The 15,471-nt window shown below is 63.8% G+C and carries 12 protein-coding genes; 8 read left to right on the top strand and 4 right to left on the bottom strand.

Translation table 11 applies throughout. The annotated features are described in order from the left end of the window. Positions 1-241: 241 nt before the first annotated feature. Positions 242-1,006 carry an aspartate/glutamate racemase family protein gene (locus IHE39_RS07685; protein ID WP_184768563.1) on the bottom strand — a complete coding sequence of 255 codons (765 nt, stop codon included), beginning with the start codon at positions 1,004-1,006 and terminating at the stop codon, positions 242-244. 486 nt (positions 1,007-1,492) lie between these two features. On the opposite strand from IHE39_RS07685, the gene IHE39_RS07680 reads away from it, so the two are divergent. Genes IHE39_RS07680 through IHE39_RS07655 form a run of 6 tightly spaced genes read left to right on the top strand, consistent with a single transcriptional unit; the run spans position 1,493 to position 7,954 of the window. Continuing rightward, positions 1,493-3,070, top strand: a complete 1,578-nt coding sequence (locus IHE39_RS07680) for an ABC transporter substrate-binding protein (protein WP_184768564.1) — start codon at positions 1,493-1,495, stop codon at positions 3,068-3,070. A gap of 12 nt (positions 3,071-3,082) precedes the next feature. Continuing rightward, positions 3,083-4,126, top strand: coding sequence for an ABC transporter permease (locus tag IHE39_RS07675; protein ID WP_184768565.1), 1,044 nt, complete (start codon positions 3,083-3,085; stop codon positions 4,124-4,126). Further along, positions 4,123-4,974 carry an ABC transporter permease gene (locus IHE39_RS07670; RefSeq protein WP_184768566.1) on the top strand — a complete coding sequence of 284 codons (852 nt, stop codon included), beginning with the start codon at positions 4,123-4,125 and terminating at the stop codon, positions 4,972-4,974. The genes IHE39_RS07675 and IHE39_RS07670 overlap by 4 nt, the downstream gene beginning before the upstream one ends. 19 nt (positions 4,975-4,993) lie before the next feature. Then, entirely contained in the window at positions 4,994-6,022 is a 1,029-nt protein-coding gene (locus IHE39_RS07665; RefSeq protein ID WP_192566087.1) for an ABC transporter ATP-binding protein, read from the top strand. Between the two features lie 2 nt (positions 6,023-6,024). Next, on the top strand, positions 6,025-6,843 hold the full coding sequence (locus tag IHE39_RS07660) for an ATP-binding cassette domain-containing protein (protein ID WP_184768568.1): 819 nt from the start codon (positions 6,025-6,027) through the stop codon (positions 6,841-6,843). A gap of 22 nt (positions 6,844-6,865) precedes the next feature. Continuing rightward, positions 6,866-7,954 (top strand): sugar phosphate isomerase/epimerase family protein, encoded by a 1,089-nt coding sequence (locus IHE39_RS07655; RefSeq protein ID WP_192566086.1) that lies wholly within the window; start codon positions 6,866-6,868, stop codon positions 7,952-7,954. 295 nt (positions 7,955-8,249) lie between these two features. Here the strand turns inward: IHE39_RS07655 and tdh are convergent, their stop codons facing one another. Together tdh and IHE39_RS07645 are read right to left on the bottom strand one after the other, a co-directional pair. Then, positions 8,250-9,272, bottom strand: a complete 1,023-nt coding sequence (gene tdh / locus IHE39_RS07650) for an L-threonine 3-dehydrogenase (protein WP_192566085.1) — start codon at positions 9,270-9,272, stop codon at positions 8,250-8,252. Positions 9,273-9,289: 17 nt separating this feature from the next. After that, positions 9,290-10,492: a glycine C-acetyltransferase gene (locus IHE39_RS07645; protein WP_192566084.1), complete on the bottom strand. Its 1,203-nt coding sequence runs from the start codon at positions 10,490-10,492 to the stop codon at positions 9,290-9,292. A gap of 150 nt (positions 10,493-10,642) precedes the next feature. Between IHE39_RS07645 and IHE39_RS07640 the strand changes: the two genes are divergently transcribed. Continuing rightward, on the top strand, positions 10,643-11,224 hold the full coding sequence (locus tag IHE39_RS07640; RefSeq protein ID WP_184768572.1) for a helix-turn-helix domain-containing protein: 582 nt from the start codon (positions 10,643-10,645) through the stop codon (positions 11,222-11,224). Positions 11,225-11,343: 119 nt separating this feature from the next. Next, positions 11,344-15,120, top strand: a complete 3,777-nt coding sequence (locus IHE39_RS07635; protein ID WP_192566083.1) for a hydantoinase B/oxoprolinase family protein — start codon at positions 11,344-11,346, stop codon at positions 15,118-15,120. Here IHE39_RS07635 and IHE39_RS30410 read toward each other — a convergent pair. Beyond that, the coding region (locus IHE39_RS30410) for a hypothetical protein (RefSeq protein ID WP_210327521.1) at positions 15,077-15,471 on the bottom strand (395 nt) is incomplete at its 5' end. The genes IHE39_RS07635 and IHE39_RS30410 overlap by 44 nt on opposite strands.

Here is a 15,471-nt window from a genome sequence, read left to right as displayed (position 1 = left end):
GCGCACGGCGGAAGACAAGTGGAATGCAAGCCTTGCTTCGTTGTTCGTTTTATATTAGCCGGTATCGTACGATGCAGCCGGCGTGCCATAGCCGCCGATTTCCTCCGCTGCAAGCCGGCGCAGGCGCCTTGTTTGCATTGCGGCCACTCTAGCACATGTTTTCTAATACAATAGCGAAAACTATTGCGCGCAATCGTAAGGTCTTTTGAATACGATTTGAAAATGAGCCGGTTTTAGCCGATCAGCGCCCGCCGTCGCAGCGCTGGAGCTCAGGCGCCGGTTCACCCAACGCCTGCGCCAGGAAGGGCGACAGGCCGAAGGTTTCCGTCGCGGCTGCGGGCACAATCGGGGCCGCTGGCCGCCGATTTGCTGCCAGCCGCAGCGCCTTGCCGATGGCGATGCGGTGGGGGTCGAGAATTTGAACGTCCGCGGTCGCGATGACCTCGGGCAAAACAGGGATCAGTCCGGCTCCACCCAGGACGATACGCTCAGCCCTGAGTGCCTTGGCCTCCTTCACCAGGAAGCTGGCGATGGATCGTGCATCGTCGGCGACCGCTTCGATGGAGCGGATGCCGGCGATCTTGTCACCAAGGCCGAGCTTCAGTACCAGTTCATTGAGCATCTCGCACCAGACCGTGCCGTTGGTCGAAACGAGCGAGGTTCCCGGCAGTGCGGCGGCGGTCAGCAGTCCGGCTTCGGCAAAGCCGATAACGGGCAGCCCGGTCATCTCGGCCAGCGCCTCGCGGCCGGGGTCACCAAAGCAGGCAAGCACGATCGCGTCGGGCCTGGCCCCTTCGGCAATCGCCTTGGCTGCAGCCTCGAGCACCGCATGCGCGGCGATCGACACCGCGACGCGGGTCGAGATGTAGCTGAAGCCGAAGCTCGCCGTGACGGTCTGCACCTGTGCGGCGCCCACTACCTCCTCGCGCACGAGTGCGTCGATGACCTGGCTGACGCCGGTCGAAGTGTTGGGGTTGATGACGAGCAGGCGAGGCAGGCGGCGCATCGAATTCCTCTGGGAATGACGGACTTTGCTTCTGCCCCTCGCGCAACTGGACGGTAGCTTGGGGCTTGAGGACGTAGGCTTTCATCGAAGAGGCGACCCGCCTGCAGCCCATCCTTGGTATCATTGTATCATATGCGGTGTAAAGTTTGTATCCATAAGTCGGATGCAATTCTGCCCAAGAGGTGGGCAGATTGCCTTCTAACTTGCCAACTGTCGCAACGGAAATTGTAAGTTCAGCGCTGCGTCGTATCCGCTTTCGTGGTTGCCATCCGTATCATCGTTTTCATCGGATGAATGGCCATCTTCGCTTGCCGGCGGTATTAACACATTGTTTTTGCGTGTCTTTGTCGGGATGTCCGTTGTCGCTTGACGTGGCCGCTCGTTACGTAACATTTATGTATCCACTGGGAGAAAAATCGGATACAAAAGTGATGGGAGCGCCTTTGCGAAAAGGCAGAGTCAATTCAGCATATGGGAGCGACAATCATGCGTGCTTTTTTCTCGGCCTTTTCGTCTCTGTCACATAGTCGGCGACAGTTTCTTGCGACCGTTGGTGGCGCCGCGCTGGCGATCTCGGTTGGCCTGGGCGGCTCGGCGGCCCTGGCGGCGGACCGCGAGCACACGATCATCGTTGGCCTCGGCGGCCAGATCAACACGCTCGACCCGCTGCGCGCCGACTACAACCAGACCAACACCATCATCAGCGCCGTCTACGACACGCTGGTGACCTATGACGATATCAAGCTGGTCGGCTCGATTGCCGCCGAATACGCCTATGGCGCCGACGCCAAGTCGATCACCTTCACCTTGCGTCCCGACGTGAAGTTCCACGATGGCACGGCGCTGACCGCCAAGGACGTCGCCTACACGCTCGATCGCCTGAAGCGGATTGGCACCGGCGTCGCATCGCTGATCGATGGCTATGACTCGACGACGGTCACCGACGACACGCACCTTACCATCAACCTGTCCAAGCCGAACACGCTGTTCCTGCCGTCGCTGAGCAAGGTTTACATCCTCAATTCGGCGCTGGTCGAAGCCAACAAGGGCGCCGATGACGGCCAGGGCTGGCTGCAGGGCCATGACGCCGGGTCCGGCGCCTATGTGCTGGGCGACCAGTCGCAGGCCGTGGTGATCGATCTGTTTCCAGGCTACTGGGCCGCCGAGGCCGGCCGTCCCGAAGCGATCGTCTTCCGCCGCATCGATGAAAGCTCGACGCGCCGCGATGAACTGCGTGCCGGCAACATCGACGTTGCTTTCGGCTTCGCCGACCGCGACGCCGCCGCCATGGCCACCGATCCCGCGCTGAAGGTGGTGCCGATCAACACCAGCTACCAGACGGAGGTGCTGTTCAACACCAAGGTTGGCCCGACCGCCGACCCCAAGGTGCGCAAGGCGCTGCGCATGGTCTACGACTATGCCGGTGGTCTGCGCGGCATCCGCGGCGGCAACGGCAAGGTGGCCAACGGCCCGCTGCCGGCCCGCCTCGACTGCCGTCCTGAGTTGCCCGAGGTGAAGCGCGATCTCGATGCTGCCAAGGCGATGCTCGCCGAAGCCGGCGCCGCCAACCTGAAGCTCAAGATGAACTTCCAGCCGGTGTTCGAGCTGCAGAAGCAGGAAGCGACGCTGTTCCAGTCCAACCTGCGCGAGATTGGCGTCGAGCTCGAGCTCGAGCCGATCGCCTTCCCGAACTACCTCGCCAGCCTGAAGGATCCGAATTCGATCCCGCAGATGATGTTGCTTGAGGACTTCGCCCAGTTCCCCGATGCCGGCATCATGCTGGTCAAGGGTTACAAGTCGGACGCGATCGGCACCAACCGTACCGGTTATGCCAATCCGGAGGTCGACAAGCTGCTCGACGAGGCACTCGCCACCGCCGACGACGCCAAGCGTTGCGACCTCTACAAGCAGGTCCAGACCATCCTCGACAATGACTCCGTGATGGTCGACATGTATGGTGTCTACAAGCCAGCCGCCTACCGTGTCGGCACGCTTGCAGACCTCAAGGCCAGCATGCTCGCGACACCCGCCGAACCGGCGGACTTCCGGCTCGCCAAGCCGTAAGCGAGGTCTCAGATGCTCGCGTTTCGCGCCTATTCCTGGTTCCTGGGCCGCCGCCTGGGTCTGACCCTGTTGACCCTTTGGGGACTGGCCTCGCTGGTCTTCCTGATGATCAAGCTCATGCCCGGCGACGAAGCCCAGATGGCCGCCGGCGCGGACGCCTCCGCCGCCCAGATCGAGGCGGTGCGTGAAAGGCTGGGGCTCGATGCCCCTGTCATCATGCAGTATCTCAGCTTCCTGGGTCGCCTCCTACGCGGCGACCTGGGCACCTCGATCGTCACCCTTCAACCTGTTTTGGCCGACCTCGAAAAGGTCCTGCCCAGCACGCTGGAACTCGTCTTCATCGCCATGCTGCTCAACCTTGCGGTCGCCATTCCTGCCGGCATCGTTGCCGCCTATCGCCAGGGTGGCGTCTTCGATACGACCAGCCGCATCACGGCCGTCATGCTCGGCGGCATGCCTGCCTTCTGGCTGGCGCTGGTGCTGCAATATGTGCTCGGCAGCGTCTGGCGAGTGGTGCCTATCTCGGGCCAGCAGGGCTATGGCATGAACTCGCCCGTCGTCACTGGCGCGCCGACGCTGGATGCGCTGATAGCTGGCAATTTTGCAGGCTTCTTCGACACGCTGCACCACATCATCCTGCCGGCGGCGGTGCTGGCGGCACTGTTTGCCACCCAGATCTTCCGCACGCTGCGGGCCGCCTTGCTTGGCGTGCTGCGCTCGGACTTCATCATGGCCGTGCGCGCCAAGGGCGCGACCGCCCGCCACATGCTGGTGCGTCATGCTTTGCCGAACAGCCTCAACCCGGTGCTGACCCTTTCGGGCGCCCAGGCCGGCGCCATGATCGGCTCGGCCGTGCTGGTCGAAACCGTCTTCGCCCGCCAGGGCATCGGCGCCTACATGTTCAACGCCGTTGCCCAAAAGGACGCCTTCGCGGTGCTGGGCTCGGTGATGTTCATCGGCACCGTCGTCTGCCTCGTCAACTTGATCGTCGACATCCTCCAGCTTCTGGTCGACCCGCGCATCCGCGCCGCACAACTGGGGAGCCAAGGCCAATGACCGCCATCGCCCAGCCGGCGACTTCCCGCCGCAAGGAAGGCTTCAGCGCCTTTGAGATCTTTGTCTTCTCCCTTGTCATCGCCCTTTTGGCGATCGCCGTTTGCGGACCGTTCCTCGCGCCCGACAGCATCTACAACTCCGACATAGCCAACTCGCTGATGCCGCCGAGTGCCGCCAACTGGTTCGGCACCGACGACCAGGGCCGCGACGTGTTTTGGCGCCTCATCGTCGGCGCCCAGACGACGCTGCTCTCAGCCTTCCTGGTGGTGACGCTCTATTCGCTGATCGGTGTCACGCTTGCCACCGTGGCCGCTGCCGGTCCGCGCTGGCTCGACGAAGGGCTGATGCGCATCACCGACATCGGCCTGGCACTGCCCGGCATGATCGTGGCGCTTGGCTTCGCTGCCGCCATGGGCGCCAGCCTGCGCTCGGCGATCATCGCCATGGCCATCACCGGCTGGCCGATCACCGCCCGCATGCTGCGCGGGATCATGCGCCAGACGATGGAACAGCCCTTCGTCGCCGGTGCCCAGGTGCTCGGTGTGTCGAAGTGGCGGCTGATGACCAAGCATGTGCTGCCCAATTCGCTCGACGTCTTGATCGTCAAGTGGGCCGGCGACATCGGCACCACCGTTCTGGTGCTGGCCAGCCTGTCCTTCATCGGCGTCGGCGCCCAGCCGCCGAGTGCCGAGTGGGGCGCCACCATCGCTGCCGCCCGTGGCTATGTCTCGACCGCCTGGTGGACCGTCGTCGCCCCAGGTGCCGCCGTTGCCATCACCTCGATCGCCTTCGGCCTGCTCGGCGACATCATCCAGGTCCGCCGCGACCCGTCCTTGAGGGGCAACTGAGATGAGGACCGTGCACCCAATGCCAGACCAATCCGCAGTCACCCCGCTTCGGCAGCCGCTCGTCACCGTCGACAAGCTCACCGTCGACATGCCGCTCGGCCGCAGCGGATCGAGTGTGCGCATCGTCGACGGCGTCGACTTCAGCATCGGCGTCGGCGAGCGCGTCGCACTTGTCGGCGAGTCCGGCTCGGGCAAGTCGCTGACGGCGCGTGCGTTGATGCGGCTCGACCGCCTTGCCAGGCTCTCCGGCCGGGTCGACTTCGACGGCACCGACCTGCTCAAGCTGTCCGACCGCGACATGGGCAGGCTGCGCGGCAGCTCCATCGCCATGGTCTTCCAGGACCCGATGAGTTTCCTCGACCCGCTGATGACCATCGGCGACCAGGTCGCCGAGACGCTGCGCATCCGCGGCGTCGGCAAGGCCGAGGCACGCAAGCGGGCGCTGGCCGTGCTCGACGAACTCGGCGTCGACCGTGCCGCCGAACGCCTCGATGCCTATCCGCATGAATTCTCCGGCGGCATGCGCCAGCGTGTCGTGCTCGCCATGGCGCTGGTCGGCGAGCCGCGCCTGCTGATCGCCGACGAGCCGACGACCGCGCTCGACGTGCGCGTTCAGGACCAGGTGCTCGACCTGCTCGACGATGTCTCGGCGCGGCGCGGGTTGGCGGTGCTGTTCATCACCCACGACCTCGGCGTCGTCGCCGGCTTCGCCGAGCGCGTCATGGTCATGTATTCGGGCCGCATCGTCGAGGACGGCGAGGTTGCGAGCGTCTTTGCCAAGCCGAGCCATCCCTACACGCAAGGGCTGATCAAGGCGGTACCGCGCATCGACCAGGATCTCAATACGCTTTACGCCATCCCGGGCGCGCCGCCGCCGCCCTTGGCGCGGCCGAACGGTTGCCCGTTCCATCCGCGCTGCGACCAGCGCTTCGAGCGCTGCGACAAGGACCTGCCGGCGCTGTTGCAGGTCGGTCTGTCGCGCGTCGCCTGCCACCTGCATGACGGCCAACAGCATGACCGCCACCCGCATGACCGAAAGGGCGCTTGACCATGCTCATGTCCATCGACAGCATCGCTAAGTCATACAACGCCTTCCCCAACCCGCCGGCCAAGGTGCTGCACGACGTCACGCTCAAGGTCGACACCGGCGAAGCCATTGGCCTTGTCGGCGAATCCGGCTCCGGCAAGTCGACGATCGCCAAATGTATGCTGGCGCTGATCAGGCCGGAAGCGGGTGCCATCACCTATGACGGCATCGACGTCATCCACGCCAAAGGCGAAGATCTGAGGCGTTTCCGCCGCGAAGTGCAGATGGTGTTTCAGGATCCTTATGGCAGCCTCAACCCACGCATGACGGTGGAGGAACTGATCGGCGAGGGGCTTTTGATCCACAAGCTCGAACCGACCGCAGCGGCGCGACGCGCGCGTGTCGCCGAGATGATGGAGATGGTCGGCCTCAACCCCAATGACATGGACCGCTACACGCGTTCCTTCTCCGGCGGCCAGCGCCAGCGCATTGCCATTGCCCGTGCGCTTGTCATCCGCCCGCGCATCCTTGTCTGCGACGAGCCGGTGGCAGCCCTCGACGTCTCGGTCCAGGCCCAGGTCATCAACCTGCTGCAGGACATGCAGAGGAAGCTCAACCTTGCCATCGTCTTCGTGGCGCATGACCTCGCCGTCGTCCGCCACCTCTGCGAAAGGATCGTCGTGCTCCACAAGGGCAAGGTGGTCGAGCAGGGCACGCGCGAGCAGATCTTCGACAACCCGCAGATGCCCTACACCCAGTCGCTCTTGGCGGCGGTGCCGGTGCCTGATCCTGTCGTCGGCCGCGCCCGCCGTGCGGCGCGCCGCCTCGAAACCGCAAACTGACAAAAGACTAAGGAGACTGCCGATGCGTATCGGTGTCGATGGCCGCAAGATTCCCGAAGCCGCCAAGCGCGGACCTGTGGCCAGCTTCGATCATGCCAGGGAACTGGGCATGGAGGGCCTGTTCTTCCGCACCGTGCTCGACATGAGCCCGACACTCGACGCTGGCTATCTCAGTGAGATCAAGCAGCGCGCCGACGAGCTCGGCATGTATCTCGAAACTGGTCTCGGCAAGGTCAATCCGTATGCGACGCCCGAGGCGCCGGAACTCAGGCTAATCGGTGATGGCGACATCGTGCTCGGCTTCCGCCGCATGATGGAGGCCTGTGCCGCCATCGACTGCCGTGAGCTGTGGGTGGCTACCGCCAACTACAAGCCGGCCTATACCGGCCGCTTCGCCTATGACCGCTTCCGCACCGACGTGACCTGGCAAGAGCAACTCGACGCGACCGCGCGTTTTCTCAAGAAGCTCGCGCCGATCGCCCGCGACCTCGGCATCCACCTGAATCTCGAGACGCACGAAGAGATCACCTCCTTCGAACTGGTGCGGCTGGTCGAGGAGGTCGGGCCCGACACGACCGGCATCGTATTTGACACGGCAAACGTGTTGCAGCGCGCCGAGCACCCGGTCTGGGCTGCCAGGCGCGTCGCGCCCTATGTGCGCCAATCCCACATCAAGGACGCGCTGATTGCCTATGACGGCGAGGTGCTCGATTTCCAGATGCGGCCCTGCGGCGGCGGCGTCGTCGATTTCCGTGCCATCATGCCGATCCTGGCCAAGGCCAACCCCGATCTCAACCTGTCGATCGAGAACTACGAATCCTTCTCCGACCGGCCGCGCAATCCGCCCAAGATGATCATCGAGATCGCCGATCCGAAATGGCTCGAAGGCCACCCCGACCTCAGCGTCGAGGAATATGCCGACTACATGAAGATCGTGCAGGACTACGCCGCCCGCATTGCCAGCGGCGAGGTCATGGACCGCGACAGTTTCGCTGCCTGGGCGGTGAAGAACTACCACTATGCCGAGACGGTCGACTACATCAAGACGAGTGCCGCCCATGTCAGGGGCATCTGCGCAGAGCTCGGCCTGCCGCTGACGAAGGCGGCGTAAGCCGGCGATCGGTCGCTAACAACGAGCCCGCGGAAGGATACTTCCGCGGGTTTTTGTTTGCCGTCGGCATCCGCACCAACTTCCCCTCTCCGGCCCTTCGGGCCACCTCTCCCCAAAGGGGCGAGGAAATCCGCTGCCGCTATGGCGGCGCTCATCCGGCTTGGGTTCCTCGCCCCTTTTGGGGAGAGGTGCCGAGCGAAGCGAGGCGGAGAGGGGGGCCTTTGTGAAAGCCAGGAACCTAACAATAAGGCCGCGCTGTGAGTGCGGCCTCTTGATCAACCGTGGTCGCAAAAGCCTACCACTCGAGCACGATCTTGCCGGCCTCGCCGTTGGCGGCGTTGTGGAAGGCTGTCTGGTAGTCGTCGGCCTTCATGCGGCTGGTGATGACCTTGCGGATGTCGAGGCCGCTTTCCAGCATCGCCAGCATCTTGTGCCAGGTCTCGAACATTTCGCGGCCGTAGATGCCCTTGAGCGTGATCATCTTGAACACGACCTTGGCGAGGTCGATGGGAAAGGGCTTGGCCGGCACGCCGAGCAGCGCGATGCGGCCGCCCATCAGCGTGTGGTCGAGCAACTGCTCGAAGGCGGCGGGCGAGCCGCTCATCTCGAAGCCGACGTCGAAGCCTTCGCGCATGCCGAGCCGGCCCATGGCGTCGCGCAGCTCTTCCTGCGCCACATTGACCGGGGTTACGTCGGCAACCTGGGTGGCGAGTTCGAGGCGTTTCGGGTTGACGTCGGTGATGACGACATGGCGCGCGCCGCAATGCCGCGCCACCGCCGCACCCATGATGCCGATCGGGCCGGCACCGGTGATTAGTACGTCCTCGCCGGCGACGTCGAAGGACAATGCCGTGTGCACCGCATTGCCGAGCGGATCGAGGATCGCGCCAAGCTCGTCGTCGATCGAATCGGGCAGCGGCACCACGTTGAAGGCGGGGATGCGGACATACTCGGCAAAGGCGCCGGGCAGGTTGACGCCGATGCCTTGAGTCTCCGGATCGAGGTGGTAACGGCCGGCACGGCTGGCGCGGCTGCGCATGCCGATGACATGGCCTTCGCCCGAAACGCGCTGGCCAACCTTGAAGCCGCGCACATGCGAGCCGAGCTCGACGATCTCGCCGGCATACTCATGGCCGGTGATCATCGACACCGGCACGGTCTTGGCCGCCCACTCGTCCCATTTGTAGATGTGGATGTCGGTGCCGCAGATGCCGGTCTTCTTGACCTTGATCAGCACGTCGTCGGGGCCGACCTCAGGTACGGGCCGGTCTTCCATCCAGATGCCGGGTTCAGCCTTGGCCTTGACCAGTGCGCGCATGGGAAAACTCCTGAATATCAAATGATGCCGAGCGACTTGCCGGCGTCGGCAAAGGCGTCGATGGCAAAGGTAATGTCGGCGTCGTCGAGTGCGGCCGACATCTGGGTGCGGATGCGCGCCTTGCCCTGCGGGACGACGGGATAGAAGAAGCCGGCGACATAGACGCCGCGCTCGTCGAGCGCCTTGGCCATTCGCTGCGCCAAGACAGCGTCACCAAGCATGACAGGGATGATCGGCGTTTCGCCCGGCAGCAGGGTGAAGCCGGCCTGGGTCAGGCCGTCGCGGAAACGCGTGGTGTGGCGGCCGAGCTTGGCGCGCAAATCGTCGGCGGCACGGGCAATCTCGATTGCCTTTAGCGAGCCGGCGGCAACGGCGGGCGCCAGGGAGTTGGAGAACAGATATGGGCGGGCCCGCTGGCGCAGCAGATCGATTACAGGCTGCGACGCGGCGATGAAGCCGCCCATGGCGCCGCCCAGCGTCTTGCCCAGCGTGCCGGTGATGATGTCGACGCGGTCCCCAGCGCCCGTCAGAGCGGGCGTGCCACGGCCCTGTTCACCGATATGGCCTGTGGCATGGCAATCGTCGACGGCGACGATCGCGCCGTAGCGCTCGGCGAGATCGCAGATCTCCTTGAGCTTGGCGATGTGCCCGTCCATCGAGAACACGCCGTCGGTGACGACAAGCTTGAAACGGGCGCCGTCTGCAGCGGCCTGTTTGAGCTGCGCTTCGAGGTCGTTCATATCGCCTTGGGCATAGCGGAAGCGCTTGGCCTTGGAGAGCCGCACGCCATCGATGATCGAGGCGTGGTTGAGGCTGTCGGAGATGATGGCGTCCTCGACACCAAGCAGCGGCTCGAACAGCGCGCCATTGGCGTCGAAGCAGGCGGCAAACAGGATGGCATCCTCCTTGCCGAGATAATCGGCAACGGCATGTTCCAGCTCGCGGTGCAGGGTCTGGGTGCCGCAAATGAAGCGCACCGATGCCATGCCGAAGCCGAACTCGTCGAGCGCCGCCGCCGCCGCCTTGCGGATGTCGGCATTGTCGGCGAGGCCGAGATAGTTGTTGGCGCAGAGATTGACCATCTGGCGTTCGCCGGCTGGACCCTTCACCTTGATGCGGCCCGACTGCGGGCCGTTGATTTCGCGCTCGCGCTTATAGAGACCGTCGGCCTCGATGCCCTGGAGAACATTTGAGATGTGGGAAAGGAAATCCTGGTTCATCGGTCTCTCCATCCGTTAAGATGGAAATTCCGATATAATGGATATGATGGCAAGTCTAGTGGAATCCCGTTGGGCCAGCAGTCCAGACGCAAATGCCTCGCAGGACGGCCAAGCCAGTGCTATCAGTGTGCCGCTTTTGGGGGAGGCAACATGGAATTGAACGACGCGCCGAAGATCGGCCCGGTAATCCAGAAGGAACGCAAGGAGCGCCATCTGACGCTTGACCGGCTAGCGGCGATCTCGGGCGTTTCGCGCTCGATGCTGTCGCAGATCGAGCGCGGCGAGGCCAACCCGACATTCGCGGTTCTGTGGTCGCTGACCCAGGCGCTCGGCATCGATTTTTCCCAGCTCATCGCCGGCGGCATCACCCACCAGCGTAAAACCGAAGCCATCGAACTGGTGACGCTGGCGCTGACGCCTGAAATCAAGAGCCCCGACGGCGCATGGCGGCTGCGCATCCTGAGCTCGCCCGCGCTCGCTGGCCGTATCGAATGGTACGAGGTCGAGATCGCGCCCGGCTGCAAGCTGCAGAGCGCGCCGCATGCGCCCGGGACCTTCGAGCACCTGACCGTCCATACTGACGGCCTTCTGGTGGAAACCGAACTGGGGCGCCAGGCGCTGAAGACAGGCGAGACCGCGCGCTACCGCGCCGACGTCGCCCACGAAGTCAGCAATAGCGGCAACGAAACCGCCCGTGCGCTGATGGTGGTTCTCTACGATCAGGACAACTAATCCCATCGGCGTCAGATGGCGCGGGCTTTCTGCTCTTGACGGGGCAGCTGGCCTGCCGCTTCCTCCCAGACAAGCGGCAATGTTTCTCGACGCGCCGCGACTTCGATCAGGAGAGCGTCATGTCGGGCAAGTGGGATTTCTGGGTCGACCGCGGCGGCACCTTCACCGACGTCATCGGTCGTGACCCCAGGGGCAATCTCCATCCGCGCAAGCTTTTGTCGGAAAATCCCGAGGCCTATCGCGACGCCGCCATCCAGGGCATCCGCGACCTGCTCTGCCTCGCGCCGGGCGCTGCCATCCCTGCCGGCAGCATCGGTGACATCAGGATGGGCACGACGGTTGCCACCAATGCGCTTCTGGAGCGCAAGGGCGACCGCGTTCTTCTTCTCATCACAAAGGGCTTTCGCGATGCGTTGCGTATCGCCTATCAGGCGCGGCCCGACATCTTCGCCAAGGAAATCATCCTGCCCGAGCAGCTATACGCGCGTGTCGTCGAGGTCGACGAGCGGGTTCGGGTCGACGGTACCGTCGAGCGCCTGCTCGACATAGCGGAGATCAAGCCGCAGCTGCTGCAGGCCCGGGCCGACGGCATCGAAGCGGTGGCTGTCGTCTTCATGCACGCCTGGAAATTCCCCGAGCACGAACGCGCCGTCGCCGCCGTCTGCCGCAAATGCGGATTCAGCCAGGTCTCCGTCAGCCACGAGGTCTCGCCGCTGATCAAGCTCGTCGGGCGCGGCGATACCACTGTCGTCGACGCCTATCTCTCGCCGATCCTGTCGCGATATGTGCAGCAGGTGGCGGGGCAACTGGGCGCAACGCCAATCTCCCCCTTCGTGGGGGAGATGTCGGCGGAGCCGACAGAGGGGGGCGCTGTCCCGCAACCCTTGCAGTCGACCAGTCCCGAAGGTCATCCCACCACGTTGCCTCTCTCTGCCCTGCCGGGCATCTCGCCCACAGGGGGGGAGATCAGCCAGCCGGATGGCCCCCGTCTGATGTTCATGATGTCCTCCGGAGGCCTCACCGCCGCTGACCTGTTCCAGGGCAAGGACGCGCTATTGTCAGGTCCTGCCGGCGGCGTCGTTGGCATGGTCGAGACGGCAAAGCTCGCCGGATTCGACAAGGTCATCGGCTTCGACATGGGCGGCACCTCGACCGACGTCACTCATTATGACGGCGAATACGAGCGCAGCTTCGACACCGAGGTCGCGGGCGTTCGCGTCCGTGCGCCGATGATGCGCATCCACACCGTCGCCGCCGGTGGCGGCTCGGTGCTGCATTTCGAGGCCGGGCGATTCCGCGCCGGGCCCGATTCCGCCGGCGCCAATCCCGGTCCCGCTTGCTACCGCCGTGGCGGCCCGCTCGCCGTCACCGATGCCAATGTCATGTTGGGCAAGCTGCAGCCGGATTTCTTCCCTGCCATTTTCGGCCCTGGCCAGGACCAGCCGCTCGATGCCGTCGTTGTGCGCGAAAGATTTGCCGTCCTTGCCCGCGAGATTGGCGACGGCCGGACGCCCGAAGCGGTTGCCGAGGGCTTCGTCACCATCGCCGTCGAAAACATGGCCAACGCCATCAAGAAGATCTCGGTCCAGCGCGGCTACGACGTCACTGAATACCTGCTCAACTGCTTCGGCGGCGCCGGCGGTCAGCACGCTTGCCTGGTCGCCGATGCGCTGGGCATGGAGGCGGTGCTGATCCATCCCTTCTCCGGCCTGCTGTCGGCCTATGGCATTGGGCTGGCGTCGGTCTTCGCCTCGCGCCAGCAGGCGCTGCTCAAGCCGCTGGAAGATGGCTCGCTCGATCAGATCGAGGCTTTGATCGGGGAACTGCGCGCCCAGGTCATGGCCGAACTCGCCAGCCAGGCCATCGATGAGGCCGATGTCGTTGTCCGGCCGATCCTGCACATCCGCTACGACGGCACCGATACGACTTTGCCTGTTGGCTTCGAGAATGGTTCTATCGTCGACGCCAAAGCTGCCTTCGAGGCCGCGCACAAGGCACAATTCGGCTTTGCATATAAAGACAAGCCCATCGTGGTCGAGGCGGTGGCGCTCGAAGGCCGCGATGGCAGCGCCCGCGGGCTTTCGGAACACGAGGCCGGGCTAGAGCAAAAGCCGGCCATTTCTTCGGAGGTGAGACAGATCTTCGCCGAGGGCGTCTGGCACGATGCCGGCATCTTCCGCCGCGCCGTCATGAAGCCGGGCCACAAGGTGTCGGGTCCCGCTCTTATCATAGAGAGCCACCAGACCATCGTGGTCGAGCCGGGCTGGCTGGCCGAGATCACCGCCCGCGACCACGTGCTGATGCGGCGTACCGAGAAAAAGCTGCGCCGCGCCGCCATCGGCACCGCCGCCGACCCGGTCATGCTTGAGGTGTTCAACAATCTGTTCATGTCGATCGCCGAGCAGATGGGCGTGACGCTGCAGAACACCGCCTATTCGGTCAACATAAAGGAGCGGCTCGATTTCTCCTGCGCCGTCTTCGATCACACCGGCGCGCTCGTCGCCAATGCGCCTCACATGCCGGTGCATCTTGGCTCGATGGACCGATCGGTCGAGACCATCATTCGGCTCAACCAAGGCGACATCCACCCCGGCGATGTCTTTGCGCTCAACGCTCCTTATAATGGCGGCACCCATCTGCCCGACATCACCGTCGTGACACCGGTCTTCGATGAGGCGGGAAAAGACATCCTCTTCTGGGTCGCCGCGCGCGGCCATCATGCCGATGTCGGCGGCACCGCGCCCGGCTCGATGACACCGCTGGCGACGACCGTCGACGAGGAAGGCGTATTGTTCGACAATTTCCGCCTCGTCGCGCGCGGCACCTTCCGCGAAAACGAGTTGCTCCAGCTGCTCACCGATCACCCATACCCGGCACGCAACCCGCAGCAGAACATCGCTGACCTCAAGGCGCAGATCGCCGCCAACGAAAAGGGTGTGGCGGAACTCAAAAAGATGATCGGCCATTTCGGGCTCGAGGTCGTCGAGGCCTATATGGGCCATGTCCAGGACAATGCCGCCGAAAGCGTGCGCAGCGTGCTTGAACGCCTGCCCGACCATTCCGAATATGAATATCCGACCGATACCGGCCAGGTGATCAAGGTCAGGATATCAGTCGACCGCGACAGGCGCGAGGCGACTGTCGATTTCACCGGTACCTCGCCTGTGATGAAGAACAACTTCAATGCACCCGAACCCGTCGCCCGCGCCGCCGTGCTCTATGCCTTCCGTGTCATGGTCGAAGACAACATCCCGATGAATGCCGGCTGCCTCCGGCCGATCAACATCATCATCCCTGAGGGATCGATGCTGAAGCCATCCTATCCGGCGGCCGTTGTCGCCGGCAATGTCGAGACCTCGCAGCACGTCACCAACGCCATCTTCGGTGCCATGGGGGCGCTCGCCAATGCGCAAGGCACGATGAACAACCTGACTTTCGGCAACGCCACCTACCAATATTACGAGACGATCTGCTCGGGTTCATCAGCCGGCCGCATGAACGATGGCAGCGGCTTTGCCGGCACGTCGGGGGTGCATACTCATATGACCAATTCGCGCCTGACCGATCCGGAGATCCTCGAACTGCGCTTTCCCGTCCTGCTCGAGGACTTTCATATTCGCGAGGGTTCGGGCGGCAAGGGCCGCTGGCCCGGTGGCGATGGCACTAGGCGCACGATCCGTTTCCTTGAAAAGATGGAGTGCTCGATCCTGTCGTCGCATCGCGCCCGTCCGCCGCTTGGACTTGATGGCGGCGGCGAGGGTCAGAAGGGCGCGACCAAGGTCCGCCGCAATGACGGCACCGTCGACGTGCTCAGGGCCTGCGACCAGACGGTGCTGCAGGCAGGCGAGGCGGTTATTGTGGTGACGCCGACGCCAGGCGGCTTTGGTTCGGCGTGAATCGGTGCTGAATCATTGTTGCAAGCGCGCGATTCCCGACGGCAGCCCGTTGTTTCCCGTGGTTGGATACATGACTTTTGGCGACTTCGCGTTTGGATTGAATGACTTGCCGGACTTTGCTGAAGAAGTTGGGCAGTTCCCGCCGCCCTTCCGCAGGGTCTTTGTGGGTTGTGGTTGAGTGTTTGGTTTTGTGTCTTAAAAAATTCGCAAAAGTTGGAAAAGGTCGTTGACAGTTTGGAGGGGTGGCGACTATATACGCCTCAACAACGAGGGCGGCGCGCCGCTGGCGGCCCCGGAGTTCGCTCCAAGGAACTGGTTTTCTTGGTTGGCGGGTTTCAGAAAGGTCCTTGT

This window comes from Aminobacter carboxidus (genome assembly GCF_014863355.1).
Lineage (GTDB): Bacteria > Pseudomonadota > Alphaproteobacteria > Rhizobiales > Rhizobiaceae > Aminobacter > Aminobacter carboxidus.
This window is presented reverse-complemented; position numbering and strand designations above follow the sequence as displayed.